The organism is Corallococcus sp. AS-1-6 (genome assembly GCF_020037015.1).
GTDB lineage: Bacteria > Myxococcota > Myxococcia > Myxococcales > Myxococcaceae > Corallococcus.
Map to the genome: position 1 here is coordinate 20,697 of NZ_JAIQDE010000006.1, position 23,971 is coordinate 44,667.

The 23,971-nt window shown below is 71.7% G+C and carries 23 protein-coding genes; 7 read left to right on the plus strand and 16 right to left on the minus strand.

The window, feature by feature from the left end; all coding sequences use genetic code 11:
• Positions 1-5: 5 nt before the first annotated feature.
• A complete protein-coding gene (gene modB / locus K8612_RS10085; protein ID WP_223762309.1) occupies positions 6-683 on the minus strand; it encodes a molybdate ABC transporter permease subunit in 678 nt (225 codons plus the stop codon).
• Between the two features lie 651 nt (positions 684-1,334).
• Positions 1,335-2,216 (minus strand): molybdate ABC transporter substrate-binding protein, encoded by an 882-nt coding sequence (gene modA, locus K8612_RS10090; RefSeq protein ID WP_223762131.1) that lies wholly within the window; start codon positions 2,214-2,216, stop codon positions 1,335-1,337.
• 89 nt (positions 2,217-2,305) lie between these two features.
• On the opposite strand from modA, the gene K8612_RS10095 reads away from it, so the two are divergent.
• Positions 2,306-2,791 carry a MarR family transcriptional regulator gene (locus K8612_RS10095; RefSeq protein ID WP_223762132.1) on the plus strand — a complete coding sequence of 162 codons (486 nt, stop codon included), beginning with the start codon at positions 2,306-2,308 and terminating at the stop codon, positions 2,789-2,791.
• A gap of 6 nt (positions 2,792-2,797) precedes the next feature.
• Here K8612_RS10095 and K8612_RS10100 read toward each other — a convergent pair whose 3' ends face one another.
• Positions 2,798-3,436 (minus strand): YdcF family protein, encoded by a 639-nt coding sequence (locus tag K8612_RS10100; RefSeq protein ID WP_223762133.1) that lies wholly within the window; start codon positions 3,434-3,436, stop codon positions 2,798-2,800.
• A 219-nt stretch (positions 3,437-3,655) separates the two neighbouring features.
• Here K8612_RS10100 and K8612_RS10105 point away from each other — a divergent pair, with 219 nt between their 5' ends.
• A complete protein-coding gene (locus K8612_RS10105) occupies positions 3,656-4,219 on the plus strand; it encodes a hypothetical protein (protein ID WP_223762134.1) in 564 nt (187 codons plus the stop codon).
• 3 nt (positions 4,220-4,222) lie between these two features.
• Here K8612_RS10105 and K8612_RS10110 read toward each other — a convergent pair whose 3' ends face one another.
• The 3 genes from K8612_RS10110 to K8612_RS10120 form a co-directional block, all read right to left on the minus strand.
• Positions 4,223-5,140 carry an endonuclease/exonuclease/phosphatase family protein gene (locus tag K8612_RS10110; protein WP_223762135.1) on the minus strand — a complete coding sequence of 306 codons (918 nt, stop codon included), beginning with the start codon at positions 5,138-5,140 and terminating at the stop codon, positions 4,223-4,225.
• Between the two features lie 96 nt (positions 5,141-5,236).
• On the minus strand, positions 5,237-5,851 hold the full coding sequence (locus tag K8612_RS10115; RefSeq protein WP_223741072.1) for an MXAN_6652 family MXYO-CTERM-anchored protein: 615 nt from the start codon (positions 5,849-5,851) through the stop codon (positions 5,237-5,239).
• A gap of 119 nt (positions 5,852-5,970) precedes the next feature.
• Positions 5,971-6,666, minus strand: coding sequence for a DUF4336 domain-containing protein (locus tag K8612_RS10120; protein ID WP_223762136.1), 696 nt, complete (start codon positions 6,664-6,666; stop codon positions 5,971-5,973).
• A gap of 127 nt (positions 6,667-6,793) precedes the next feature.
• Between K8612_RS10120 and proS the strand changes: the two genes are divergently transcribed.
• Positions 6,794-8,227 (plus strand): proline--tRNA ligase, encoded by a 1,434-nt coding sequence (proS, locus tag K8612_RS10125; RefSeq protein WP_223741070.1) that lies wholly within the window; start codon positions 6,794-6,796, stop codon positions 8,225-8,227.
• A gap of 70 nt (positions 8,228-8,297) precedes the next feature.
• Here proS and K8612_RS10130 read toward each other — a convergent pair whose 3' ends face one another.
• A complete protein-coding gene (locus tag K8612_RS10130; protein ID WP_223762137.1) occupies positions 8,298-9,539 on the minus strand; it encodes an adenylate/guanylate cyclase domain-containing protein in 1,242 nt (413 codons plus the stop codon).
• Between the two features lie 72 nt (positions 9,540-9,611).
• On the opposite strand from K8612_RS10130, the gene K8612_RS10135 reads away from it, so the two are divergent.
• Entirely contained in the window at positions 9,612-10,157 is a 546-nt protein-coding gene (locus K8612_RS10135; protein ID WP_223741068.1) for a metal-dependent hydrolase, read from the plus strand.
• A gap of 18 nt (positions 10,158-10,175) precedes the next feature.
• Complete coding sequence (gene thpR, locus K8612_RS10140) at positions 10,176-10,727, plus strand: RNA 2',3'-cyclic phosphodiesterase (protein WP_223741067.1); 552 nt, start codon at positions 10,176-10,178, stop codon at positions 10,725-10,727.
• Here the strand turns inward: thpR and K8612_RS10145 are convergent.
• Positions 10,724-12,919, minus strand: coding sequence for a PhnD/SsuA/transferrin family substrate-binding protein (locus K8612_RS10145; protein ID WP_223762138.1), 2,196 nt, complete (start codon positions 12,917-12,919; stop codon positions 10,724-10,726). The two genes, thpR and K8612_RS10145, sit on opposite strands and share 4 nt — an antisense overlap.
• Positions 12,920-13,181: 262 nt before the next feature.
• Here K8612_RS10145 and K8612_RS10150 point away from each other — a divergent pair, with 262 nt between their 5' ends.
• Complete coding sequence (locus K8612_RS10150) at positions 13,182-13,835, plus strand: YiiX/YebB-like N1pC/P60 family cysteine hydrolase (RefSeq protein WP_223762139.1); 654 nt, start codon at positions 13,182-13,184, stop codon at positions 13,833-13,835.
• A 10-nt stretch (positions 13,836-13,845) separates the two neighbouring features.
• On the opposite strand, the gene K8612_RS10155 is transcribed toward K8612_RS10150, so the two are convergent.
• The 8 genes from K8612_RS10155 to K8612_RS10190 form a co-directional block, all read right to left on the minus strand.
• Positions 13,846-16,242 (minus strand): exo-alpha-sialidase, encoded by a 2,397-nt coding sequence (locus K8612_RS10155; RefSeq protein WP_223762140.1) that lies wholly within the window; start codon positions 16,240-16,242, stop codon positions 13,846-13,848.
• A gap of 172 nt (positions 16,243-16,414) precedes the next feature.
• Positions 16,415-17,173 (minus strand): hypothetical protein, encoded by a 759-nt coding sequence (locus K8612_RS10160; protein ID WP_223741064.1) that lies wholly within the window; start codon positions 17,171-17,173, stop codon positions 16,415-16,417.
• 181 nt (positions 17,174-17,354) lie between these two features.
• Positions 17,355-18,107 carry an ABC transporter ATP-binding protein gene (locus K8612_RS10165; RefSeq protein WP_223741063.1) on the minus strand — a complete coding sequence of 251 codons (753 nt, stop codon included), beginning with the start codon at positions 18,105-18,107 and terminating at the stop codon, positions 17,355-17,357.
• The gene (locus K8612_RS10170) at positions 18,104-18,982 is read right to left on the minus strand and encodes an ABC transporter ATP-binding protein (protein ID WP_223741062.1); all 879 of its coding nucleotides are present in this window, start codon (positions 18,980-18,982) and stop codon (positions 18,104-18,106) included. The genes K8612_RS10165 and K8612_RS10170 overlap by 4 nt, the downstream gene beginning before the upstream one ends.
• Positions 18,979-20,049, minus strand: coding sequence for a branched-chain amino acid ABC transporter permease (locus K8612_RS10175; RefSeq protein ID WP_223741061.1), 1,071 nt, complete (start codon positions 20,047-20,049; stop codon positions 18,979-18,981). The genes K8612_RS10170 and K8612_RS10175 overlap by 4 nt, the downstream gene beginning before the upstream one ends.
• Positions 20,049-20,969: a branched-chain amino acid ABC transporter permease gene (locus tag K8612_RS10180; RefSeq protein WP_223762141.1), complete on the minus strand. Its 921-nt coding sequence runs from the start codon at positions 20,967-20,969 to the stop codon at positions 20,049-20,051. The genes K8612_RS10175 and K8612_RS10180 overlap by 1 nt, the downstream gene beginning before the upstream one ends.
• A gap of 18 nt (positions 20,970-20,987) precedes the next feature.
• The gene (locus K8612_RS10185) at positions 20,988-22,199 is read right to left on the minus strand and encodes an ABC transporter substrate-binding protein (RefSeq protein ID WP_223741060.1); all 1,212 of its coding nucleotides are present in this window, start codon (positions 22,197-22,199) and stop codon (positions 20,988-20,990) included.
• Between the two features lie 161 nt (positions 22,200-22,360).
• A complete protein-coding gene (locus tag K8612_RS10190; RefSeq protein ID WP_223762142.1) occupies positions 22,361-22,681 on the minus strand; it encodes a hypothetical protein in 321 nt (106 codons plus the stop codon).
• A gap of 361 nt (positions 22,682-23,042) precedes the next feature.
• Here K8612_RS10190 and K8612_RS10195 point away from each other — a divergent pair, with 361 nt between their 5' ends.
• The gene (locus tag K8612_RS10195) at positions 23,043-23,945 is read left to right on the plus strand and encodes a YsnF/AvaK domain-containing protein (protein WP_223762143.1); all 903 of its coding nucleotides are present in this window, start codon (positions 23,043-23,045) and stop codon (positions 23,943-23,945) included.
• Positions 23,946-23,971: the final 26 nt, after the last annotated feature.

Sequence of the window (23,971 nt, forward strand, 5' to 3'; positions counted from 1 at the left end):
GTGGCTCACGCGAGCCCCCGGGCACCGCGGCGCCGCGTCACCACTTCCGTCACGTACATGGCCCCGAACGCGAGCACCACCGAGACGCCCGCGAGCCTCAGCGCCTCCGCGTCCTGTCCCACCTGCGTGCGCTGGAAGATGGCCAGCGACAGTGTCTGCGTGCTCCCTGGGATGTTGCCCGCCACCAGCACGGTCGCGCCGAACTCCCCCAGCGCCCGTGAGAACGCGAGCAGCGCGCCCGTGAGCACCCCGCGCCAGGCCAGAGGCAGCGTCACCCGGAAGAAGGCCCGCGTGCGCGTGTCCCCCAGCGTGCGCGCTACGGCCACCAGCCGTGGATCCACCTCCTCGAAGCCCGCGCGCGCGGAGCGCACCAGCAGCGGGAAGGCCATCACCGCGCTGGCCAGAACCACCGCCTTTGGCGTGAACACCACCTCCACGCCCAGCGCATCCAGCATCCGCCCCAGCGCCGAGTCCCGCGCGAGTAACTCCAGCAGCACCAGCCCCACCGCTGTCGGAGGCAGCACCAGCGGCAGGGCCAGCACCGTCTCCACCACGCCGCGCCCCGGGCCCCTCCAGCGTGCGAGCGCGTACGCCGCCGCCACGCCCGGCACCAGGATGAGCACCGTGGACAGGGCCGCCACCGCCACCGTGAACAGCACCAGCCCTGTCAGTCCGTAGTCCATCACGGCGAGAGATGCCCCGTGGCCAAGGCCATGCAATGCCTCACCCGCACCGGTGCCAGGCATCGCGGCGAAGCACTGGAGCGAGGGAACTCACGCGCTCCCTTCCCCGCAGCCCACGCCAGTACTGGCACAACCATCATGGTGCATCCTTCCGTGTGCCCACACCGTCCGGCATCACCCACGCCAGCAGCCAGCGTCACAGCACGTCCTTCCGCGTTCGAGGCTACGGCCCCAGCACCCACGCCAGCAGCCAGCGTCACAGCACGTCCTTCCGCGTTCGAGGCTACGGCCCCAGCACCCGCGCCAGCAGCCACCGGCACAGCGCGTCCTTCCGCGTTCGGGGCTACGGCCCCAGCACCCGCGCCAGCAGCCATCGTCAGGGGGCTTCCTTCCGCGTCCGGGCTAGGGCCACAACACCCACGCCAGCAGCCATCGTCACGGAGCTTCCTCCCGCGTCCGAGGCTACGGCCCCAGCACCCTCACCAGCAGCCATCGTCACGGTGCTTCCTCCCGCGTCCGAGGCTACGGCCCCAGCACCCGCGCCAGCAGCCACCGTCACGGGGCTTCCTTCCGCGTCCGCAGCACCCACGCCAGCAGCCGTCGTCATGGCGCGTCCTTCCGCGTCCGCAGCACCCGCGCCAGCAGCCATCGTCACGGCGCGTCCTTCCGCGTCCCAGCTCCGGACTTCGACGCCGGTACGGCTCGCGGCATCCCTGCATCCAGTGGCCCCGGGCCACCCGAACTGCCCGGCTCCGTGCCCGTCACTCCCGCGTCCGATGCGGCATTCGCCGTGCTCGCGTCCAGGAAGCCCAGCCGGCGGAACTCCTTTCGCGCTTCTTCTGTCTGGAGGAAGCGCACGAACGCGAGCCCGCCTTCCGGTGCCTTGCCCTGCGTCAGCGCCGCCGCCGGATACACGATGCGCGGCGCGTCCCCCTCCGGCACCGTGAACACCACCCGGACCTTCTTCGATTGCGCCGCGTCCGTCGCGTACACCACGCCCGCGTCCGCCCTGCCCGCTTCCACCGCCGCCAGCGCGGCCCGCACGTCCACCGCCGGCACCACGCGCGGCGCCACCTCCGCCCATACGCCCGCCTTCGTCAGCCAAGCCTTCGCGTACACGCCCGCCGGCACCGCCGCCGGCTCCGCCAACACCACCCGCTTGAGCCCCTTCAGGTCCGCCGGCCCGGCGACCTTCACGGCCGACTTCACCGGCACCACCACCACCAGCCGGTTGGACAGCAGGTCCACCCTCGAGCCCGCCTGCACGAGCCCCGCCCGGTCGACCACGTCCAGCTTCGCCTCGTCGGCGGAGAGGAACGCATCCGCCGGAGCCCCCGCCACCACCTGACGGGCCAGGTCGCTGGACGCCCCGAAGGCGAACCGCACCCGGTGCCCCGATACCTGCTGGAACGCGGGCGCCAGCACCTGGAGTGCGTCCGTCGTGCTCGCCGCCGCGAACACCAACACCTCCTCCGCTCGCGCCGCGGACACCGACACCCACGCCAGCAACAACGCCCACCCCGCATGTCGCATCGTCCGCTCCTCCCGCCACCGGCCCCGCCGGGAGCCCTTTCCGAGCCTACAAGTTGACCCGCTCCCACCCCGCCGCTAATGAATATTCTGTGTCACGGAATATCCATAAAGAGGATGAAGCGCTCTCGAAGGACATCGACCGGTTGCAGGAGTTGATGTTCTCGCTGGGTCGTCGCCGTTCACTCCGTGACCCCATCGCCAGCACCTGCGAGCAGCTCCAGTTCACGCCGCCCCAGGTGCATGCCCTGCTGTGGCTGGGCCTGGACGGCTCGCTCACCATGGGCGAGCTGGCCCGGCGACTGGGCGTCACCGAAAAGACCGTCACGGGCGTCGTGGACCGCCTGGAGCGTGAAGGCCACCTCGTCCGCGAACGCGGGGAGACTGACCGGCGCGTCGTGCGCTGCCGCCTCACCGACAAGGGCAAGCAGACCTTCGCCAAGCTCGACCGCTCCATGCACCGCGCGATGGGCGTGGTGATGGGCATGCTCGACCCGGACGACCGGCAGGCCCTCTTCCGCGTCCTGGAGAAGGTGCTCAGCAAGCTGGACGCGCCGGACTCCGCGTCCGGGAGCTGAAGGCCGTCAGCGCCTGTCCGGCGCCGGCGCCCGCGCCCACAGGAGGCGCGGGTGCAGGAGCAGCGCGAACGCCTCCCGCACCGTCCAGTACGCCCGGTCCCCCGCGCGCATCCGCCCGGCGATGGGGGCGGGGCTCGTGGCCACCTCCAGCCCCTCGCGCCGGAAGCACTGCCTCGCGCGCAGCAGGTGATACGGGTCGGAGACCACCACCACCCGGCGCGCCCCCCGCTCGCGCAGCACGCGCGCGCTGAACCGCGCGTTGGCCTGCGTGGAGTGGCTGTCCTCCTCCAGCACGCACGCGGACGCGGGCACGCCCGCCGCCACCGCCAGCTCGCGCATCACGCGCGCCTCGGACGGCGGATGGGCCCCCACGCCTCCGGACAACACCAACCACGGCGCCACGCCCCGGTGATACAGCGCGACCGCCTGCTCCACGCGCGCCACCAGCGCCCCGGACGGCACGCCGCCCGGCAACACCCGCGCGCCCAGCACCACCAGCGCGTCCGCCTCCGTCACGCGCTCGCGCCGGCCAAAGCGGTCCACCCACCAGGCCAGCCCGAACACACCGCCCGTGAGCACGCCCGCGCACAGGAGCACCGCCCGGCGCGCACGTCCGGGTCTGGGGAGGAGGGCAAGGGGACGCACCGCCAGGACCCTAGTCCTGCACCGGACATCCCGCGGCCCCGGATACGCCTCCAGCGAGGCAGTGTGTCCGCGATGACAGGTTTCACGGTGTGAGGTGGACGCACGACCCGGTGAATTGTCGCGATGCGTATCGCCCCGGAGTGGGTCTCAAGACACAATGCGCAAATGACCCGGCCGGGGTCCGAGGCGAACCCGGGGCGGCCGGTGGGAGGCATACGGATGGATGTCAAAGGCGTCGCATTCCTGGCACGGCAGACCATGGCGGTGCAGGCCTTCGGCGAACCGGCATGGAAGGCCTTCCTCGCGGAGCAGGCGAAGCGGGACCCCATCTTCGGGCAGCTCATCATGCCGGTCTCGCGCATCCCGGCGGACGCCTTCCTCCGCCTCAACGAGGCCTTCACCCAGCGCTTCTACGGCGGCGACACCAAGGCCTACTGGCAATACGGCATCAAGTCCGCCGAGTACGCGCTGGGCCAGGGCCAGCTCAAGACGATGTTCGGCAAGGACGACTTCCGCCGCTTCGCCCTGTTCACCCCCGGCATCTGGAAGGGCTACTTCACCGAAGGCGAGCTGACCGCGCAGTTGCAGGGCGACACCGTGGAGCTGCGCATCACCGGCGTGCCCCGGCCGCACATCTACTTCGAGCTCGCGGTGATGGGCTTCGCCTCCGGGGGCCTCGCGTACCTGAGCGGCCGCAAGGAGATCCACCACGAGGTGCTGAAGGGCTTCAGCAAGGGGGACATGGAGGTCCTCTACCGCTTCACCCTGCCCACCCCGGCTTGAGCCTCAGGGCGCCGAGGCGGCCGTGGCCGTGCCCGCGGGCGCGGCTCCAGCCGGAGCCACGACGACCGGAGCCTCGACCGGAGCCTGGGAGGGCTGAAGCCGCAGGTCCGCCACCACGGGGTAGTGGTCGGACGCGCCCACGCGCAGCACGCGCGTGGCCACCGGGGTGAAGGCGCCGCACGCCATCACGTAGTCGATGCGCAGGGACCTCAGGAACAGCGGCATGGGGTAGGTGCCCGTCCCGTCGGAGCGGGTGACGCGCGCCACGTCCTGGAGCTGGCGGCGCAACAGGCGCACCGGGCGCGAGTCCGGGTCGTCGTTCAGGTCCCCCATCAGGAGCCGGGGCCGGGTGTCCTTCGCCAGCAGCCGCGAGATGAAGACGCTCTGGCGCACGCGCGCCGCGCCGTTGAAGGGCCGGCGGATGAGGTGCGTGGCGTAGACGCTCACCTCGCGCCCGTCCACGTCCAGCACGGCGTGCGCCAGCGTGCGCGGCTCCGCGCCCCTCGGCGTGGGCAGCGGGTACTGCGCCAGGGACTGGAACGGGTGGCGCGACAGGAGCGCGATGCCGTACGCGCCGCCGTACAGCCGCGTGGTGCCGAAGTGCGCGCGGTACTTCAGGCCGGTGAGCGCGGACAGCCGCTCCACCTGGTCCTCGCCGCGCGCGCGCGTGGAGCCCACGTCCACCTCCTGCAGCGCGACGACGTCCGGGCCCTCCTGGCGGATGACCTCCGCCACCTGCTCCAGCCCCTTGAGGCCGGACTGGATGTTGAAGGTCATCACCCGCAGGGCGCCCGGGTCGCGCGCGGGGGCGGCGGCGACGGGGGTGGTGCCCGAGGACAGGGTGGGACGCACGGGACCGGAGGCACAGGCCAGGGTTCCCGCGACGAACAGGGCGGTCAGCAGGGGGCTCGTTCGCGTCATTCGCATCAGGGGGGGCGATGGTAGGCCGCCCGCCCTCGCGCTGTCGTCCCGCCCCCCGGGGCCCGGCCGGAGGGCAGGCGGGCCCGAGGCCCCGGCTCAGGACCGGCGGCGGCGGCGCGCGGCCAGCGCCGCGAACACCGCGATGAGCGCCGCGGGAGCGCCGCCGGTGGCCACGGAGCAGCCGCCCTCGTCCTCCTTGATGGGCGCCGGGTCGCTGCCGCCGGTGACGACGACGTCCAGCGTGGCGTTGGCGTGCGCGTCCCCCGTGGCGGCGGTGTCGCCGTTCACGGAGTTGCCGGCGGCGTACACCTTGTAGGTGCCGTTGGTGGCCGGGGCCACCAGCGAGAAGTCGAAGCGCGCCGAGCCGTTGGAGAAGGCCTTGGGCAGCGAGTGCGTCAGCTCGCCGTTCAGCACCTTCGTGCCCGAGCCCGCGGTCAGCGTCGCGCCGTCCGAGGCCACGTTCATGCCCGCCTTCGCGCCGGGGCCGCCCGTGATGATCAACGAGTACTGGCCCGTCTGGCCCGCCGTCAGCGCCGTGGGCCCCTCCAGCGTCACCGTGGGGGTGCTCGAGCCGCCGCCGTGGCAGCCGGACGCGGTGCAGGACACGCTCTGCTTGCCGCTGCGCCCGCTGATGCCGGTGGAGTTGGCGAACGCGGAGCCCGCGACAAGGCACACCGCGACCGCGCCCACGGACGGAAGAATGGACCGCATGGAATGGACCTCCTGGGGGGAAACTCAGGAAAAAGAGGGAGGTCCTCTTGTAGCGCAGCGCGGCGTGGAGTGCAGCAGGCGACACTCCCCTGCGACGCGGAGGCAGGGCGTACCGCGACCTACAGCCGGGAGAAGGCGTCGTGGAGGGCCTTCTGGGCGCCGTGCTCCAGCACCTGTCCGTGACAGACGATGACGCGCGCCACGTCCCACTTCAGCGCACGCTGGAGCGAAGCGCGCACGGCCTCCGGGTCCTTGGTGAACAGGCGCAGGAAGCGCGGGGCGGCGAACCGGCCCAGGACGCCGTCCAGCCACAGGTACGCGCGCAGCTTGAGGCCCTCCGCGTGCGCGTAGTGGAAGGCCAGGTCGGTGACGAGCGCGGTGCGCGACGGGCGGTGGAAGAAGAGGAACTCGTTGAGCTGGGGCATGCCGCGCACGTGCATCTGTTCCAGCACGGGGGCCCAGGCGGGGTCCGGGAGGTCCTCCAGCTCCAGGTCGATGCGCAGCGCCGGCTGCTTCGCGCGCAGCCCCCGGGGCGCCACCACGCGGGCGTCGGGGAAGGCCGCGGCCCAGTCTGGCAGGTGCAGGTGGTGGAAGAGGTTGGGGGCCACCAGGAAGCGCACGGGGCCCAGGGCGGCCACGGCGGCCCTGCGCTCCGGCGTGAAGGCGACAGGCGAGTGCACCCACAGCCCGCCGTCCGGCAGGCGGAGGACCGTCATGCGGCCGCCCACCGGCACGCCGAACAGGGAGAAGGGGGCGTCGAACACGTGGACGCCGTCAGCGAGCTGGCGGGGCGAGGTGTCAGGGGGCGTGGGCATGGCGGGTCGTTTTCCAAGCATGGACGGCGTCCAGGGGACGAGTCCGGCCTGCGTCCGGCGTTGATTTCCGGAACATCCCAGCGTAGGCAACCCCCACTTTCCATCCCCTAGCAAGGTTCCCAAGCACATGGCCGAGAAGCTCACGCCCCGCGAGAAGGGCTTTTCCGAGTGGTACGTCGACCTGGTCCAGAAGGCGAAGCTCGCCGACTACTCGGACGTGAAGGGCTGCATGGTCATCCGCCCCAACGGCTACGCGCTGTGGGAGAACATCCAGCGGACGATGGACAAGATGTTCAAGGACACGGGCGTGAAGAACGCCTACTTCCCGCTGCTCATCCCGGAGTCCTTCCTCAAGAAGGAAGCCGAGCACGTGGAGGGCTTCAACCCGCAGTTGGCGGTCGTCACGCACGCGGGCGGCGCGAAGCTGGAGGAGCCGTACGTCATCCGGCCCACGTCCGAGACCATCATCAACCGCAGCTTCTCCAAGTGGATCCAGAGCTACCGGGACCTGCCCCTGCTGGTGAACCAGTGGGCCAACGTGATGCGCTGGGAGATGCGCACGCGCCTGTTCCTGCGCACCACGGAGTTCCTCTGGCAGGAGGGCCACACCTGCCATGAGACGGAGGCGGACGCGGAGGAGCGCACGCTGCAGATGCTGGAGGTCTACCGCACGTTCGCGGAGGACTACATGGCCATGCCCGTGCTGCCGGGGCGCAAGTCGGAGTCGGAGAAGTTCGCCGGCGCGCTGCGCACGTACAGCATCGAGGCCATGATGCAGGACAAGAAGGCGCTCCAGGCGGGCACCAGCCACAACCTGGGCCAGAACTTCGCCAAGGCCTTCGACACCACGTTCCAGGGCCGCGACGGCAAGGTGCACCACGTGTGGCAGACGTCGTGGGGCTCCTCCACGCGCCTCATCGGCGGGCTCATCCTCACGCACTCGGATGACGCGGGCCTCGTGGTGCCGCCGCGCATCGCGGCCACGCACGTGGTCATCATCCCCATCGCGGGCAAGGCGACGGACGCGGAGAAGACGCAGGTGATGGAGAAGTCGCACGCGCTCGCCGCGGACCTGCGCAAGGCGGGCCTGGGCGTGGTGGTGGACGACGACGAAACGAAGGGCCCGGGCTTCAAGTACAACGAGCACGAGCTCATCGGCACGTGTCTGCGCATCGAGCTGGGGCCCAAGGACCTGGCCAAGGGCTCGTGCGTGATGGTGCGCCGCGACCTGCGCCAGAAGGAGTTCGTGTCGCTGGACGAGGCCGTCGCCAAGGCACAGGCCATGCTGGACCAGATGCAGAAGGACCTGTTCCAGAAGGCCAGGGACTTCCGCGACTCGCACACCTTCGAGGTCAACTCCTACGAGGAGCTGAAGGCGCGCGCGGAGGACGGCTTCCTGCTGGCGCACTGGGACCTGGACCCGAAGACGGAGGCGCGCATCAAGGAGGAGACGGGCCTCACCACCCGCTGCCGCCCGTTCAGCCTCAAGCAGGAGCCGGGCAAGTGCGTGCTGACCGGCAACCCCTCGCCGGGCCGCATCGTGTTCTCCAAGGCGTACTGAGCCGGGGAGCGCGTCCGCCGCATCCGCGGGGCTGGGAGGCGACTCCCGGCCCCGTTGTCATTCCAGCGCGTCAGCTCGCGGCGAGCAGGCCGCGCTTGCGGGGCAGGAAGGTGGCCACCGGCTCCGGCTTGCCCGCGACGGGCAGCGGGGCGGCGGCCTCGAAGTCGAAGGTGTCCCCGCAGCGCTCGCGCGTGGCGTGGGAGACGAGCACCGGGGCGCCGACCTTCTTCGTCAGGCCCTCGATGCGGCTGGCCAGGTTCACCGCGTCGCCGATGACGGTGTACTCGCGGCGCTGCTCGCTGCCGACGGCGCCCACCACCACGCGGCCGGTGTGGATGCCCACGCCGATGTCGAGCGTGAACTCCCCCCGGGCGGCGCGCTCCTGGTTGAGGGCCTTCAGCGCGTCCAGCATGGCCAGCCCGCAGGCCACGGCGGCCTCCGGGTGGTCGGGCTGCTCCAGGGGCGCGCCGAAGTACGCGAGGATGCCGTCGCCGATGAACTTGTCCAGGGTGCCGCCGTGGCGGAACACCACCTCCACCATGCGCGACAGGTACTCGTTGAGCAGCGCCACCACCTGGGGGCTGTCCATCCGGTCCGACAGCGAGGTGAAGCCGCGGATGTCGGAGAACAGCAGCGTCACCTCGCGGTGCTCGCCGGCCTCGCCGTCGGTGCCGCGCTCGGAGATGCGCCGGGCGACCTCCGGGGAGAAGAAGCGGCCCAGCCGTTCGCGCTGCATCTCCTCTCGCACCACGTCCGTCACCAGCCCCATCACCGTGCGGCTGATGAAGAAGGCCACGGACGACGCGAGCACCATCACCAGCACCATGCCGGGCAGGAACTGCGAGGGCGAAAGGCCCGCGCTCAAGGTGAGCAGGGCGACCGCGACGATGCCCAGCGCCGTGGCCCCCGCGACGATGAGCCGCGACAGCGTCACCATGGACACGATGACCACCAGCACCATGTACACGCCCATGGTGAGCAGCGCGGTGGGCACGCCGTTGGCGGTGGCCGGGATGGCCTGCGCCTGGAGGAAGTAGATGAGCGGCATGTCCAGCAGCGCCACGCCCAGCGCGGGCCGCCGCAGCAGGTCCGGCACCTTGCGCCCCGCCGCCCACAGCGCCACCGCGAGCGCGAGGTAGGCCCCCAGCACGCCGCGAGACACGCTCCAGTCGTCCGCCACGGCCATCAGCAGCCACGCGGCGGTGGCGCCGACGCGCGTCAGGCTGAGCCAGGAGCCGACATCGGCCCGCCACTCGCCCAGCCGGCGTTGCAGGGTGCCTTCGACTCGGGCGCGTGAGAACAGGAACCGCATGTCTCCCCGGAGGCTACCCCACGCGTGGGGCCCCTCTCCAGGCGGGGTCCCCGTGCGTTAGGGTCCCGGCCCATGGCGAGCATCGGGCACGTGGCGGTGGGCATGGCGTTGGGGCGTCATGAGACGGGGGCGGGCGCGCCCTGGCGGCGGCGGGTGGCGGTGATGGGGTTCCTGTCCCTGCTCGCCCTGCTGCCGGACGCGGACGTGGTGGCGTTCGCGCTGCGCATCCCCTACGCGGCGACGTGGGGACACCGCGGCGCGTCGCACTCGCTCGTGTTCGCGGCGGCGGTGGCGCTCGCGGTGGCGGCGCTGGCCCGGTGGAAGGGCGAGTCCGCCACGCGCTGGGGCCTCCTGACGCTGGCGGCGGTGGCCAGCCACGGCATCCTGGACACGCTCACGGACGGCGGGCTGGGCGCGGCCCTCTTCTGGCCCTTCTCCGACGCGCGCGTCTTCGCCCCGGTGCGTCCGCTGCCGGTGGCGCCCATTGGCGCGGGCATGCTGTCCGCGCGGGGCCTGTACGTGAGCGGCGTGGAGTTCCTCGTGTTCCTGCCCGCCTGGGCCTACGCGCTGTGGCCCCGGAAGAGGGCGCGCGCGGTGGGGAGCGTCCAGGTTCCCTGAAGGAGGAGGTCCTTCGCGATGCGCCTGTTCACCGCCGTGACGTTGGGAGAGGTCCTCACCGCGCAGACGGAGCGGGGCATCGAGCGCCTGCGCGCCCTGGCTCCGGACGCGAAGTGGGTGCGGCCGGAGGGCGTGCACCTGACGCTGCTCTTCCTGGGGGACGTGGAGGAGGGCCGCCTGCCGGAGCTGCGCGACGCGCTGGAGCCGGTGGGGCTCTACCACGCGCCGTTCGTGCTGTCGGTGGCGGGGGGAGGGACGTTCGGTCCGCCGTCCCACCCGCGCGTACTCTGGGCGGACGTGCGCGGGGACACCGCGGCGCTGAAGGCGCTCCAGGCGGACGTGGCCCGCGCGCTGGAGCCCCTGGGCTTCACGTCGGAGCACGGCGAGTACATCGCGCACCTGACGCTGGCCCGGGCCCGGCCGCCGCGCGGGGACCCGGCGCTGGCGGCGTGCGCGAGCGAGCTGCAGGGCGCGTCCTGGGGCGAGGGGCGCGTGGACCGGCTGGTGCTGTTCGAGAGCACGCGCGGCCACTACGTGCCCCGCCTGGAGGTGATGCTGGAGCGCGGCTAGCAGGCGCGCAGGGACTCCGCCACGGGCACGGCGGCCGGCAGCGTGACGGTGAGCAGCGTGCCGCGGCCCTCGCGGCTCTCCGCGCGCAGCGTGCCGCCCAGGCCGGTGACGATGGTGTGGCTGACGGACAGGCCCAGGCCGGTGCTGTGGGGGCGCGCGGTGGCGAAGGGCTCGAAGATGTGCGCGAGCGCGTCCTGTGACAGGCCCTTGCCGGAGTCCTGCACCTCCACCACCACCTCGCCGTCCTCGCTGGTGTAGGCCGCCACGCGCAGCACGTTGTGCGCGGCGTCCTGCGCGTCCATCTGGTGCAGGCCGTTGAGCAGCAGGTTGAGGAAGAGCTGGGTGAGGCGCGCCTCGTCCGCGTCCACCGTGGGCATGTCGTGGAAGTCCCGCTCCAGCCGCGCGCGGTGCTGCAGCTCGCCGCGCAGGAGCTTGAGCGCGTTCTCCAGCACCGGCTGCACGGCCACGCGGGCGCGGTGCTCCGGCGGCTTGCGCGACAGCGTGCGCAGGTCCTGCACGATGTGCTTGAGCCGGGTGGCGCCCTCCACCGTCTCGCCCAGCGCCTCCAGCATGTCGTCCAGGTCCGCGCGGGGCACGGGCCGGCCTTCGAGCAGCGGCTGCTTCAGGCGGTCCATCTCCTCGCGGATGAACGACAGGTTCGCCAGCACGAAGGCCAGCGGGTTGTTCATCTCATGGCCCACCGCCGCCGCGAGCGAGCCCAGCGCGGACAGCCGGTCCGCCTGGAACAGCCGCGCCTCCATCTGCTTGCGCAGCGTCACGTCGCGCGCGAACACGCGCAGGCCCGGCGGGTCCCAGAGCTGCGCGATGGTGAGCTCCCAGTAGCGCCCGTCCAGGTGCACCGTGGGCGGCGGCTCTCCCGGGGGCGCGCCCCGCCACGCCCAGACGATGGCGGCGTTCACCAGCGGGTGCTCGGCGCCCTTCTCCACCAGGTCCTGGAAGGCCGCGTGGGTGGCGGGGTTCGCGTACCGCAGCGCCCCGTCCATGCCCAACTCCAGCAGCGGCTCCGGGTGCAGCAGCGGGAACGACGCCAGCCGGTACAGCGGGTCCTCCAGCGCGCGCAGGCCGCTGACGTCGCGCACCAGCAGGCCCAGCCGCACGCCCGTGTCCCCGGGCGAGGGCTCGCACGGGGTGATTTCGGCCGCGTAGACGCGCTCGTCGCCGTTCACGGTGAGCCGGTACTCCAGCCGCCCGTCGGAACCGCCCCGGAGGACGGCGTCGAGCAGGGACATGAGGGGCTTGCTCGCGGCGGTGCCCAGGACCTCCTCCAGCATGCGCCCCTCCCCACCACGCACGCTCAGGCCGAAGGCGCGGCCGGAGGGGGACCACAGCCGCAGGCAGCGGCCCTCCGCGTCCAGCTCTCCGGCCAGGTACTCGGCGGTCCCCGTGGGACGCGGGCCGGACGCGGGCGCGTCCAGGCCGGGCGACCGGACGAAGGTCTCCACCCGGAAGGGGCCCATGAGCATCTCCAGGCCCGCGCCGTCGGTGTTCATCCGGGTGAGGACGGAGATGAGCGCCTGCGCGTCCGCCTCCGGCATCCGCTTCGTGAGGATGAGGCCGTCGGCGAGCGTGGGGATGGTGAAGAGGAACGGCGTGAGCCTCGGCGCGTCCGCGCCCAGGTACGTCGTCAGCGTGGCGCGCATCGCGTGCGCGTCCTTGTGGTTGCAGAAGAGCGCGCACAGGTCCGACTCGCCGCGCAGCACGGCATCCAGCGCCTTGCGGTAGGTCCCCAGGAAGCGCTGCTCGGAGAAGAGCGTGTCCGGGCGCAGGCCCAGCGACTCCAGGTGGCGCACCGGCAACAGGTGCCCGCCGGTGGAGCGCGGCGCCACCCAGGCCACGCGCTTGCCCGGCAGCGTCTCCAGCGTCAGCGGCTCGTCCGCGCGGCAGATGAAGGCCGCGTGGTAGTAGCAACTGCCGGAGCGCACCGCGCGCAGCACCGCGCGCGCCTGCGGCTCGAAGGCGTTGCACTGCTCGGCGGTGCCCCAGGCCATCTCCACCCGGCCCGCCGCGAGCTCCGCCTCCAGGTACTCGTAGGAGGGCGCCATGGACATCACCACCGGGCGGCCCATCCGCTCCGACAGCGCCCGCGCGAACAGCTCCACGCGCACGTGCTCCCGCACCTCACCGAGGGTCGGATAGAGCAGGCAACGGATGGGCGCGGTCGATGCGGTCACGACGAATTCCTCCGATGAGCCCCCTCTCCCGCATGCACGGACTGCCGGCGCGCGAGTGCTCCCTGACTACCCCAAAATTTACGGCGATGCCACACTATTCTTGATTCGCTGTAATAAGTAGATTCCCCAGGTTTACCACGTTCCGACCCAGGGTCGGAGGCGACTTCCGCGCACCGTGAGTGAAACCCGACTCCGGAGGGGCTGGCACCCGGGCTGCACTGGGGGTGGGTGGACGGGTGCAACCCAGGGAAGGAGCGGACGGATGCGCTGGCTCGTGAGGGGGCTGTGGCTGCTGGCCCTCGTGCTGGTGGGGGCGGCGTGGCTGGTGGGCCGCGGGACGCAGGCGGCGCCGCGACAGGCGGAGGGTGTGGCGGCGAAGGTGCGGACGGGGGACGTGGTGTTCCAGACGTCGGGATCACGCCAGTCGAAGGCCATCCAGGTGGCCACGCACAGCCCGCTGTCGCACGTGGGGCTGGTGGAGGTGACGCCGGAGGGGGTGTTCGTGGTGGAGGCGGTGCAGCCGGTGAAGCGCACGCCGTTCGCGCAATGGAAGGCGCGCGGGGTGAAGGGGCGGCTGTTGGTGATGCGCCCGCAGGGGGTGGATGACGCGGCGAAGGCGCGCGCGGTGGAGGAGGCGAAGCGGCACCTGGGCAAGCCGTACGACGCGCTCTTCGGGTGGGGGGACGAGGCGATGTACTGCTCGGAGCTGGTGCGCAAGGCGTACGCGGCCGGCGCCGGCGTGGAGTACGGCAGGATGAAGCGGCTGGGCGACCTGGACGTGGCGGGGCTGCGGCGGGAGATCGCGGAGCGCTACCGGGGGCCGGTGCCGGTGGACCTGGAGCTGGTGACGCCCGCGAGCCTGGCGGCGGATGCCCGGCTCGCGGTCGTGCATTCGGACTTCCCGCGGGCGCCCTGACGCCCGCGCCTCAGCGCTTCACGCGCAGGACCTGGAACCCCTTCCCTCCGGCTCCGAAGCCCTTCAGGTTCTCCGCCCGCACCACCAGGTCGCCGCCGGGCAGCACGCCCCAGACCTCCACGCGGGCGAGGACGCCGCTGGTGGCCCGCTCGTAGCCGCGGGCCTCCATCCACGCCACGCCGTCCGTGCTGGTGAAGAGCCGCGCGAAGAGGTCCGACGCGGGCTGCACGTCGCCCACGTCCGCCCTGGCCGTCCCCAGCACGAAGCCGCCGCCCGTCAGCGCCTCCAGCGAGTACGCCGGGCCCGGCAAGGTCATCAGCGCGTCCACCCTTCCGCTCGCGTACACGCGCAGGAGCTTCGGGTGCTCGGGCTCGTAGAGGGTGGACTGCCCCATGAGCAGCTCGCCGCCCGGCAACACCGTCCCCGTCACCGCGTTGGCCGCGTAGCCGCCCATCACCTTCGTCCAGTTGCGGCCCCCGTCCGTCGAGCGCACCACCGCCGCCTGCGCGCTGCTGCTGCCGAACGTGGCCCACAGCGCGCCGCGCGTCGCGTCCGCGTACAGCGCCGTGCCGTGCCGGTGGTCCTGGAACGTCGCGCGCGTGGACCACGTCGCGCCCCCGTCCGTGCTCGCCCACAGCCGCAGCGGGGTGCTCTCGGAGGTGAACGTCTGGTACTCCAGGAAGAACACCGCGCCGCCCAGCTCCGCGAAGCTCGCGGGCGACATCGCGCGGTAGCTCCCGAGCGCCGCCACGTCCGCCCACGTGCGCCCGCCGTCCGTCGAGCGCTCCAGGTGGTAGCTGCCGCTGCGGCTCATCTGCGCCAGCAGCGTCCCGTCCTTGAGCACCGCCATCACCCAGAACGACGCGCCGCCCACCCCCTGCCCTCGCGCGCTGAAGGTGCGCCCGCCGTCCGTGCTCGCCAACAGCTTCGAGCGGCTCCCGTCCAGCGCCAGCGCGTACACGGTGCCCGCGCCGTCCACGGCCAGCACCTCATGCGTCGTGTTCGTGAACACCGGCTCCAGCGTCACCGGCCCCTGCACCCCGCCATCCCCCGGCGGAGTCCCCGCGTCCACGCCGCCATCCGTGCCCGAGCCCGCGTCCGGAGTCCCCGCGTCCACGCCGGCATCCGTGCCCGTTCCGGCATCCGTGCCCGAGCCGCCATCCGGCGTCCCCGCGTCGAAGCCGCCATCCGGCGTCCCGCCGTCCTGCCCGGAGCCGCCGCCTTCCGGCTGGCGGGCCAGGGCCACGCGCATCACCCGGCCGCTGGAGTTCGCGTCCACCGCGTCGCCGTAGAAGCACGGCACCTCCGTGACGCTGTCCGGCAGCACGTCCAGGGTGCTCAGGTAGCCCTTGAAGCTCGTGCGCGAATCCAGCGTCACCGGGTCGCTGAACACGCCGTTGCGCAGCACCCGCGCGCGGATTTCGTAATCCGTCGCCGTCTGGAAGTGATTGTAGAAGACATACAGCGCGTCCCCGATGCGCGTCACCGCGGGCTGCAACGCCCAGTCCGGCGTCCCCTCCACCAGGATGCGCGAGCCGAACGACGTCCCGTCGAAGCGCCGGTAGTACAGCCGCTCCGTCTCGTCCTTGTAGACCAGGTGGATGCCGCCCTTGCCGTCCTCCACCGCGCTCAGCGCCGCGCCGTGGTAGATGCCGTCGGAGAACGCGTCCCGCTGCGGCCCCCACGTGTCCAGCGGATCCGCCGCGTCACGCACCCGCATCCGCGTGGGCTCGAAGCCGTCGTGCATGGCCCAGAAGAAGACGAGCTTGGACCCCACGCTGAGCAGCCGTCCCCCGCCCCGCTTCCGCGTCCGCCCCAGGTCCGGCTGCCGCTGGAAGCTCGCGCCGCCGTCCGTGGACACCGCCACCACCGCCGTGGCGCCGCCGTCCGCCTCCAGCCGGAACGCCTGCACCCACAGCCGCCCCTTCGAGTCCCGCGCCAGCAGCGCCCGCGAGTACGCCGTCGCGCTGTCCGCGTTGAACACCCGCACCGCTGGCTCCGGCGTCCAGGTGTCCCCGTCCGCGTCGTAGCGCCACCACTGGAAGTACACGTCGTGCCGCGACGACGCCGCCAGCGAGGGGGCTTCGTACGCGTAGACCATCGCCACGTCGCGCCCCACCGCGACCAGCTCCGCCCGGTCGTGGTGCGACGCGTCCGGCTGGATTTCCGCCAGCTTGGAGAAGCTCTGGAACCCGTCCTCGGAACGGAACAGGTTCAGCCCCTGGCCCTCCGCCCCCTGCTGCTGGATGGCCAGGAGCCACGTGGGCGCATGCCCGTTGCCTGTTTCAATCCGCACCGCGTGCCGGTGCGCCGGCAGCGTCAGGGCATTGCCCCCGCCGGCCGGCACCATGGGCACTCCTCCCGCCGCCACCACCGTGGTCAGCAGGGCCCCCACCCAGGACATCATGTGATTTCGCGCCCCCTGTCGTATCCCCGCCCGAAAGGTAGGGACGGCAGACCCGGGAGCAATCCGGCGGAGGCGGACCTGGAGGGTCCGGCCATCTCCGCGCGGACAGGTGAACACACCCCACCGCGCGACGCCCCCGGACTGTTGGGAGCGCCGCGCCGGTGCCCTGCGACTACTTCGCCTTGCGGCGGCGCGGGGCGGGGGTGCCCGCGTCGGTGGCGGTGCCCGCGTCCATGCCCTCGAGCGTGCCCGCGTCCGCGTCCGTGCCGGCGTCCGGCGTGGCCGTGGTGACGGCCGGGGGCGGGTTCACCAGCTTCAGCGAGGTGAGGAACTGGTCCGCCGTGGTGTTGGGGTGGTTGGGGTTGTAGATGACCAGCAGCGTGTACAGGCGCGGGCCCACCAGGAAGTTGCGCGCCTTCACCTCACCGACCACCGGCGAGCTGACCGTGTAGGCCTTGCCGGGGTAGCCATCCAGGGTGACGTCCGACTCTTCCTTGATGGTGCCCTGGACCTGCTTGACCAGGCCGTCCTTGCCCTCGTTCAGCAGGGCCTCCGGGGGACGGCTCGACACCAGGCGCTCCGGGTAGTCCGCGGTGCTGACGGAGTAGATGGTGCCGTCCTCGGTGCGCGAGGAGAAGGCCGCGGTGTTCACCGTGTTGGCGCCCAGCGGGACCTGCTTGCGCTCCACCTGGGGCTCCGTCGGCATCTCGATGGAGAAGCCTTCCGTCGCCTCGTAGGGCTTGAAGGCCGGGGCCGGGGTGGCCGAGCCCTCGTTGGGCACGTCCTCGATGGTGGAGGTCGCCTGGGGGCCCCCGGTGCCGCCCGACGTGGACGACGAGGAGCCTTCGGTCTTCTGCTGGTTGGCGCACGCACCTGCGATGAGCGCGAGGGTGGTGAGCGACGCGAGGAGGAGGCGGGACAACGGGCGCATGGGCACGCTTCCTGAGAGGGAAGTGGAAGAAAACAGACTGACTTGTCGGACGGTAGACGAAGTCCTCCGCCGCTGACTACCCGAGTTTCGACACGGCGCGAGCAACTTGCCCACGCGCCGCCCCCGGAAGCGTCCGGGGGCGGACAACGTGCAGCGAGGCCGGAAAATCGGCGCGGGAGGGCTATTCGCCCAGGTACGCGCGCCGCACCTCGGCGCTGTCCAGGAGCGCCTTGCCGGGGCCGGCCATCACCACCTCGCCCGTCTCCAGCACGTAGCCGTAGTGGGCGGCGTTGAGGGCCAGGTGCGCGTTCTGCTCCACCAGCAGCACGCTGACGCCGGTGGCGTTCACCTCGCGCAGCGTGCGGAAGATGGTCTCCGTCACCTGCGGCGCCAGGCCCAGGGACGGTTCGTCCAGCAGCAGGAGCTGCGGCTTGCTGAGCAGCGCCCGGGCGATGGCGAGCATCTGCTGCTCACCGCCGGACAGCGTGCCCGCGAGCTGCTTCTGACGCTCGCGCAGCACCGGGAACAGGCTGAAGCCCTTGTCCATGTCCAGGCGCACCTGGGCGGTGTCCTTGCGCAGGTACGCGCCCAGCTCCAGGTTCTCCGTCACGGTGAGGTTGGGGAAGATGCCCCGGCCCTCCGGCGCGTGCGCCATGCCGCGCGGCACCAGTTGGTGCGCCTTGAGGCCGGTGATGTCCTGCCCCGCCAGCGTGATGCGGCCCGCGGACGGCTTGAGCATGCCGCTCACCGCGCGCAGGGTGCTCGTCTTGCCCGCGCCGTTGGCCCCGATGAGGGCCACCATCTCGCCCCGGCCCACCGTCAGGGACACGCCCCGCAGCGCCTGGATGGCGCCGTAGCGGACCTGGATGCCCTCCACCGACAGGAGCGGCTCGAACGCGCGCCGCTCGCCCAGCACCTTCACCGGCTCGCTCACGCCGCGCCTCCGTGGGACTCCAGGTAGCTGTCGCCCAGGTACGCCTCGATGACCTTGCGGTCGCTGCGAACTTCCGCCGGAGCGCCACGGGCGATGGTCTCGCCGTGGTCCAGCACGGTGATGCGCTCGCAGATGCCCATCACCAGCTTCATGTCGTGCTCGATGACCAGCACCCCCAGCGAGAACTCGTCGCGCAGCCGGCGGATGAGCACCATCAGGTCCGCCTTCTCCCGCGTGTTCATGCCCGCCGCGGGCTCGTCCAGCAGCAGCACCTTGGGGCGCGTGCCCAGCGCGCGGGCGATCTCCAGCCGGCGCTGCTCGCCGTAGGGCAGGTTCTTCGCCTCTTCGTCGCGGCGGTGCGACAGGCCCATGACCTCCAGCAGGTGCTCCGCCTGGCGCGTCAGCTCGCGCTCCTCGGCCTGGAAGCCGGGGGTGAGCAGCAGCGCGCGCCACCAGTCGCGGTAGTTGCGCATCGCCGTGGCGGCCTTGGCCATGGGGCCCAGGCGCACCGGGTGCAGCCCGCCTTGAGCGCGGCAGGCCACCTTCACGTTGTCCAGCGCGGTCAGGGCGCGGAACAGGCGGATGTTCTGGAACGTGCGCGCCAGCCCCAGGTGGTTGATTTGATGCGGCACCCAGCCGTTCACCCGCTGCCCGGCCACGCGCACCTCGCCCTCGGTGGGCTGGTACACGCCGGTGAGCACGTTGAACGCGGTGGACTTGCCCGCGCCGTTGGGGCCAATGAGGCCCAAGAGGTCGCCCTGGCGCACGGTGAGGTTGAAGTCCGTGAGGGCCTTGAGGCCCCCGAAGCGGATGCTCACGCCGGACGCTTGCAGCAGCGCGTCGCCAGGAGCGGGAGCGGCGGCAACGGTGCTCATGTCAGCCCCTTCTTCTTCCGGGGAAGCCACCGGGGCAGCACGTCCCAGAGCTCCTTCGTGCCGAACAGGCCCTGCGGACGCGCGAGCATCAGCACCACCAGCAGGAGGCCGTACACGGGCATGCGGATCTGATCCACCTTCTGCGCCAGGCTGCCCTCGGCGCCCAGCGCGCCGAACAGCGAGCGCAGGCCCTCCGGCAGCAGCGTGAGGAAGATGGCCGCGACGATGGCGCCCGTGGTGGAGCCCAGGCCGCCCAGCACCACCATGACGACGATCTCCATGGACTTCACGAAGGTGAACGAGCCCGGGTTGATGATGGGCACGAAGTGCGCGAACAGGCCGCCCGCGATGCCCGCGAAGAACGACGAGATGACGAACGCGCGGACCTTGTAGCCGGTGGTGTCCACGCCCATGGCCTCGGCGGCGACCTCGTCCTCGCGGATGGCCCACAGGCTGCGGCCGTGACTGGAGCCCGCGATGCGCCGGGCCACCAGCACCACCAGGAAGACCCAGAAGTACACCATGGCCACGCTGGAGTACTGCGGGATGCCGGACAGGCCCAGCGCGCGGCCGAAGGCCTCCGTGTTCTGCACCACCACGCGGATGATTTCGCCAAAGCCCAGCGTCACGATGGCCAGGTAGTCCCCGCGCAGCCGCAGGGACGGCAGGCCCACCAGGAAGCCGCACAGCGCCGCGCAGGTGCCGCCCGCGAGCAGCGCCACGGTGAAGAGCACCTGGTCGCTGGCGGCCACCGGCAGGAAGGACAGCGCCACCTCCTTGAGCGAAAGGGACGTGACGCCCGCGATGTACGCGCCCACCGCCATGAAGCCCGCGTGGCCAATGGAGAACTGGCCCGTCATGCCGTTCACGATGTTGAGGCTCACCGCGAGGATGATGTTCACCCCCACCACGGACAAGAGGTACGTGGCGAAGGGCGAGGCGCCCAGCAGCACCTCCGCCAGCGCCAGCACCGGCAGCGCGATGAGCACGGGCAGGATGCCGCGCAGCGCCGGGGGCACGCGGCCCGCGTCCACGTCGGTCAGCGTCGTTACGCCAGGGGCCGCCATCAGACCTTCTCCGCCGCGACGCGGCCGAACAGACCGCCCGGCTTCACCAGCAGCACCAGGATGAGGAAGGCGAAGGCCACCGCGTCACGCCAGGTGCTGGCCGCGTAGCCCACGACGAACTCCTCCACCAGGCCCAGCAGCAGCGCGCCCACCACGGCGCCCGGCACGTTGCCGATGCCGCCGATGACCGCCGCCACGAAGGCCTTGAGGCCCACGTACAGGCCCATGAGCGGGCTCACGGACGTGTCCTTGATGGCGTAGAGCAGGCCCGCGCCCGCCGCCAGCGCGCTGGAGAGCATGAACGTCAGCGCGATGATGCGGTCGGTGGGGATGCCCATCAGCGCCGCGGTGCGGTGGTCGTAGGACACCGCGCGCATCGCCTTGCCGAAGCGCGTCCGGTACACGAGGAACTGGAGCGCGGCCATCAGCCCCACGGCGATGAGGAAGCTGATGACCTGCCAGTTCCAGATGACCACGTCCCGGTCGCCAATGATGAACCACTCGCTGGGGGTGATGACCTCCGGGAAGGCCCGGGGGGACGCGCCCGGCAGGAAGCCGATGTCCAACTGGAAGCCGTACGACAGCGCGAACGAGATGCCGATGGCGGTGATGAGCGCGGTGAGGCGCGGCTTCTCGCGCAGCGGCCGGTAGGCGAAGCGCTCGATGAGGAAGCCGAGCAGCGCGCACCCCACCATGGCCACCGCGAAGATGACGACCACGCCCCACAGGGACCGCTGCGCCTGACGCCCGAGGGCGAAGGCGGTCGCGTAGCCCATGTAGACGCCGACCATCATCACGTCGCCGTGGGCGAAGTTGATGAGCTTGAGGACGCCGTACACCATCGTGTAGCCCAGCGCGACCAGGGCGTAGATGGTGCCGGCGGCCAGACCGTTGATGAGGTGCTGGAGAAGCTGCGACATGCCGGGGGGGGCCCTGGGTTACGGCGAGATGGTGGTGACGTAGGTGGACTTGCCGTCCTGGACCTTCAGCACCACCGCGGACTTCACCGCGTTGCGCTTCGCGTCCAGCGTGATGTTGCCCGCCACGCCGGGGAAGTCCTTCGTCTGCGCGATGGCCGCGCGCAGCGCCGGGCCGCTGGTGTCCGGGGCCTTCTTGAGCGCTTCAATGGCGACGCGCGCGGCGTCGTAGCCCAGCGCCGCGAGCGCGTCCGGCACCGCGCCGTTGTTGTCCGCCTTGTAGTCCGCGATGAACTTCTTCACGCGCTCGTCCGGGTTGTCCGGCGAGTAGTGGTTGGAGAAGTAGCTGCCTTCAATGGCGCTGCCGCCCAGCTCGAAGAGCTTCTCGGAGTCCCAGCCGTCGCCGCCCATCAGCGGGACCTTCAGGCCCAGCTCGCGCGCCTGGCGGGCGATGATGCCCACCTCGCTGTAGTAGCCCGGCACGTAGATGCCCTCCGGCTGCGTCTTCTTGATGGCGGTGAGCTGCGCGCGGTAGTCCGTGTCGCCCTGGCTGTAGCTCTCCGTGGCGGTGATCTTCCCGCCCAGCTCCGCGAACTTCTGGCGGAACACCTCCGTGAGGCCGATGGAGTAGGCGCTCTTGTTGTCCTGGAGCACCGCGACCTTGTTGAGCTTGAGGTTCTCCCGCGCGAACTTCGCCATCACGAAGCCCTGGAACGGGTCGATGAAGCAGACGCGGAAGATGTTGTCGCCCTTCTCCGTGACGGAGGGGTTGGTGGACGACGGGGTGATCATGGGCACGCCGGCCGCCTGGGCCTTCTCCGCCATGGCCAGGGAGCTGGACGAGGCCACCTCACCCAGGATGAGCACCACCTTGTCCTGGGTGATGAGGCGGGTGACGGCCTGCGCGGCCTCCTCCGGCTTGCTCTGGTCGTCATACACGCGCACGACCAGCTTCTTGCCCTTCACGCCGCCAGCCGCGTTGGCTTCCTTCACCGCCAGCGCGATGCCGTTGCGGGTGGAGATGCCGAAGGTCGCCTGGCCGCCCGTCAGCGCGCCCACTTCGCCCAGGACGATGACGTCGTCACCCGCCGGGGGGGCGCCGCCGCCCTGCGCCGTGGCCGGGGCCTGCGCCGCAGGCGCGCCTCCCGCCTCTCCCGTGGGCTGCGTCTTCTTCTCGCAGGCGGCCGCCAGGACGGCGAGCGCGGCGAGGAGCATCGGGGCAAGTCGTCGCATGCGGGGGCTTCCTCCGGGGGAGATGACGGGCAAAGCCCCGGTTTTCTAGGGGAGCCCTCCCCATGGGTCAAGCGCACAGCTTGGCTCCGGAGTCCCGTCAACACCCCGAAACATCGCTGTGGCGATCCCCTGCCCCGACCCCGAGTGCGCGCCCTGCCCGCTCAGGGCTCCAGCCAGAAGTGCTCCCGGCCTGATGGGCCCCGGCGGATCCTCGGCGGGCCCTGGGCTCCGGCGTCTTGCGCCCCGCCGTCCTCCCAGGCCGGCATGTCCTCGTGCGTCAGCGCCCACCCGGCGCCGGGCGGGTCCTCGGCGCCCGGCAGCGCGGTGGGCGTCCAGGAGACGGGCTCCAGGGCTGACGCTCTTTCGGGGGCGGGCTCCGGGAGCGCCGCTCCCGCGCGTCGGCGCAGGAGCCGGCCCGCCACCAGCATTCCCACCGCGCCGGCCATCCATCCGAGTCCCCGGCCAGGCCTCGTGGCTCGCATCGCAGACTCCTTGCTCGCGCGGGCCGGGCCATCCGGGCCCGCGCCCTCACAGTGAGGTGTGAGGACGCGCGCGGCCAGCGTGAAGCCCCCGGGCTCCGCTGCCGCATGCCTGCCCTCCGGACAGGGAGCGGGGAGACGTCCGGCGCGGCGTTGCCCACGGCGTGCGGCGTGCCGAGCCCCTGGACCATCCAGCACCAGGGGTTTTCTTGGGCGTCATTGAACCCACTTTTCGGGTGATGGCCGTGGCGGGCACCTCGCGTCCACTTTCCCCCCAGGAACCCCTCTCCAGCGCGCTGGACGGCCCTGGCGCTCCGCTTGCGACCACATCCGACCCGACGTGAAGGCACAAGGAGCCAAGTCCATGATGATCAAGCGCAACGACATCAAGGAAGGGATGACGGTCCGCAGCAGCGACGGCGAGAAGCTGGGCAAGGTGTTCGCCGTGAGCGAGGGCGAGTTCCACATCGAGAAGGGGATGTTCTTCCCGAAGGACTACCTGGTCCGCTACGTGGAGGTGAGCGACATCCGCAACGGGGAGATCTACCTCAACCACGGCCGCGAGGCGCTGCGAGGGCTGTCCGACTCCAGCGACGTGGCGGCGAGCCGGGGCCCCGGCGCGGTGGGCGCGACGGCGGCGACGGCCACCGGCGCCACGATGGGCGGCATTGGCGCGGGGCTGAAGACGGGCCCCACGAAGGTGGCGGAGGTCCCCCGCACCGGCGCGGAGAAGGCCGGCATCGCGGAGAAGGTGGGCATCAAGGACCGCGAGCTGAAGGAGCGCGAGCTGCGCACCGACATGCGCGCCGCCGAGCGCATCGCGAACGAAGACGTCACGCTGCGCACGCACCATGAGGAGCTGGGCGTCACCAAGCACCAGCGCTCCGCGGGCGAGGCGCAGGTGCGCAAGATTGTCGTCGAGGAGCTGAAGACGGTGGAGGTCCCGCTGCGCCACGAGGAGGTGGAGGTGGTGCGCCGCGCGGTGAAGGGGGACAACATCCCCGGCGACGTGGCGACCTTCCAGGAGGAGACCATCCGCATCCCCCTGAGCGCGGAGGAGGCGGAGCTCACCAAGCGCGCGTACACGGACGAGGAGATCACCATCCACAAGCGCCCCATCGAGGAGCGCCGCAGCATGGAGGGCCGCGTCCGCCACGAGGAGCTGGAGGACGTGAAGGTGGTCCGCACCGAGCCCACCGTGGACGAGGAGAAGCGCCGCGCCGGCTACCGCGCGGACTCGGACATCGATCCGCTCAAGCGCTCGTAGCGCCGCAGGAAGGAAGCCTCACCGTC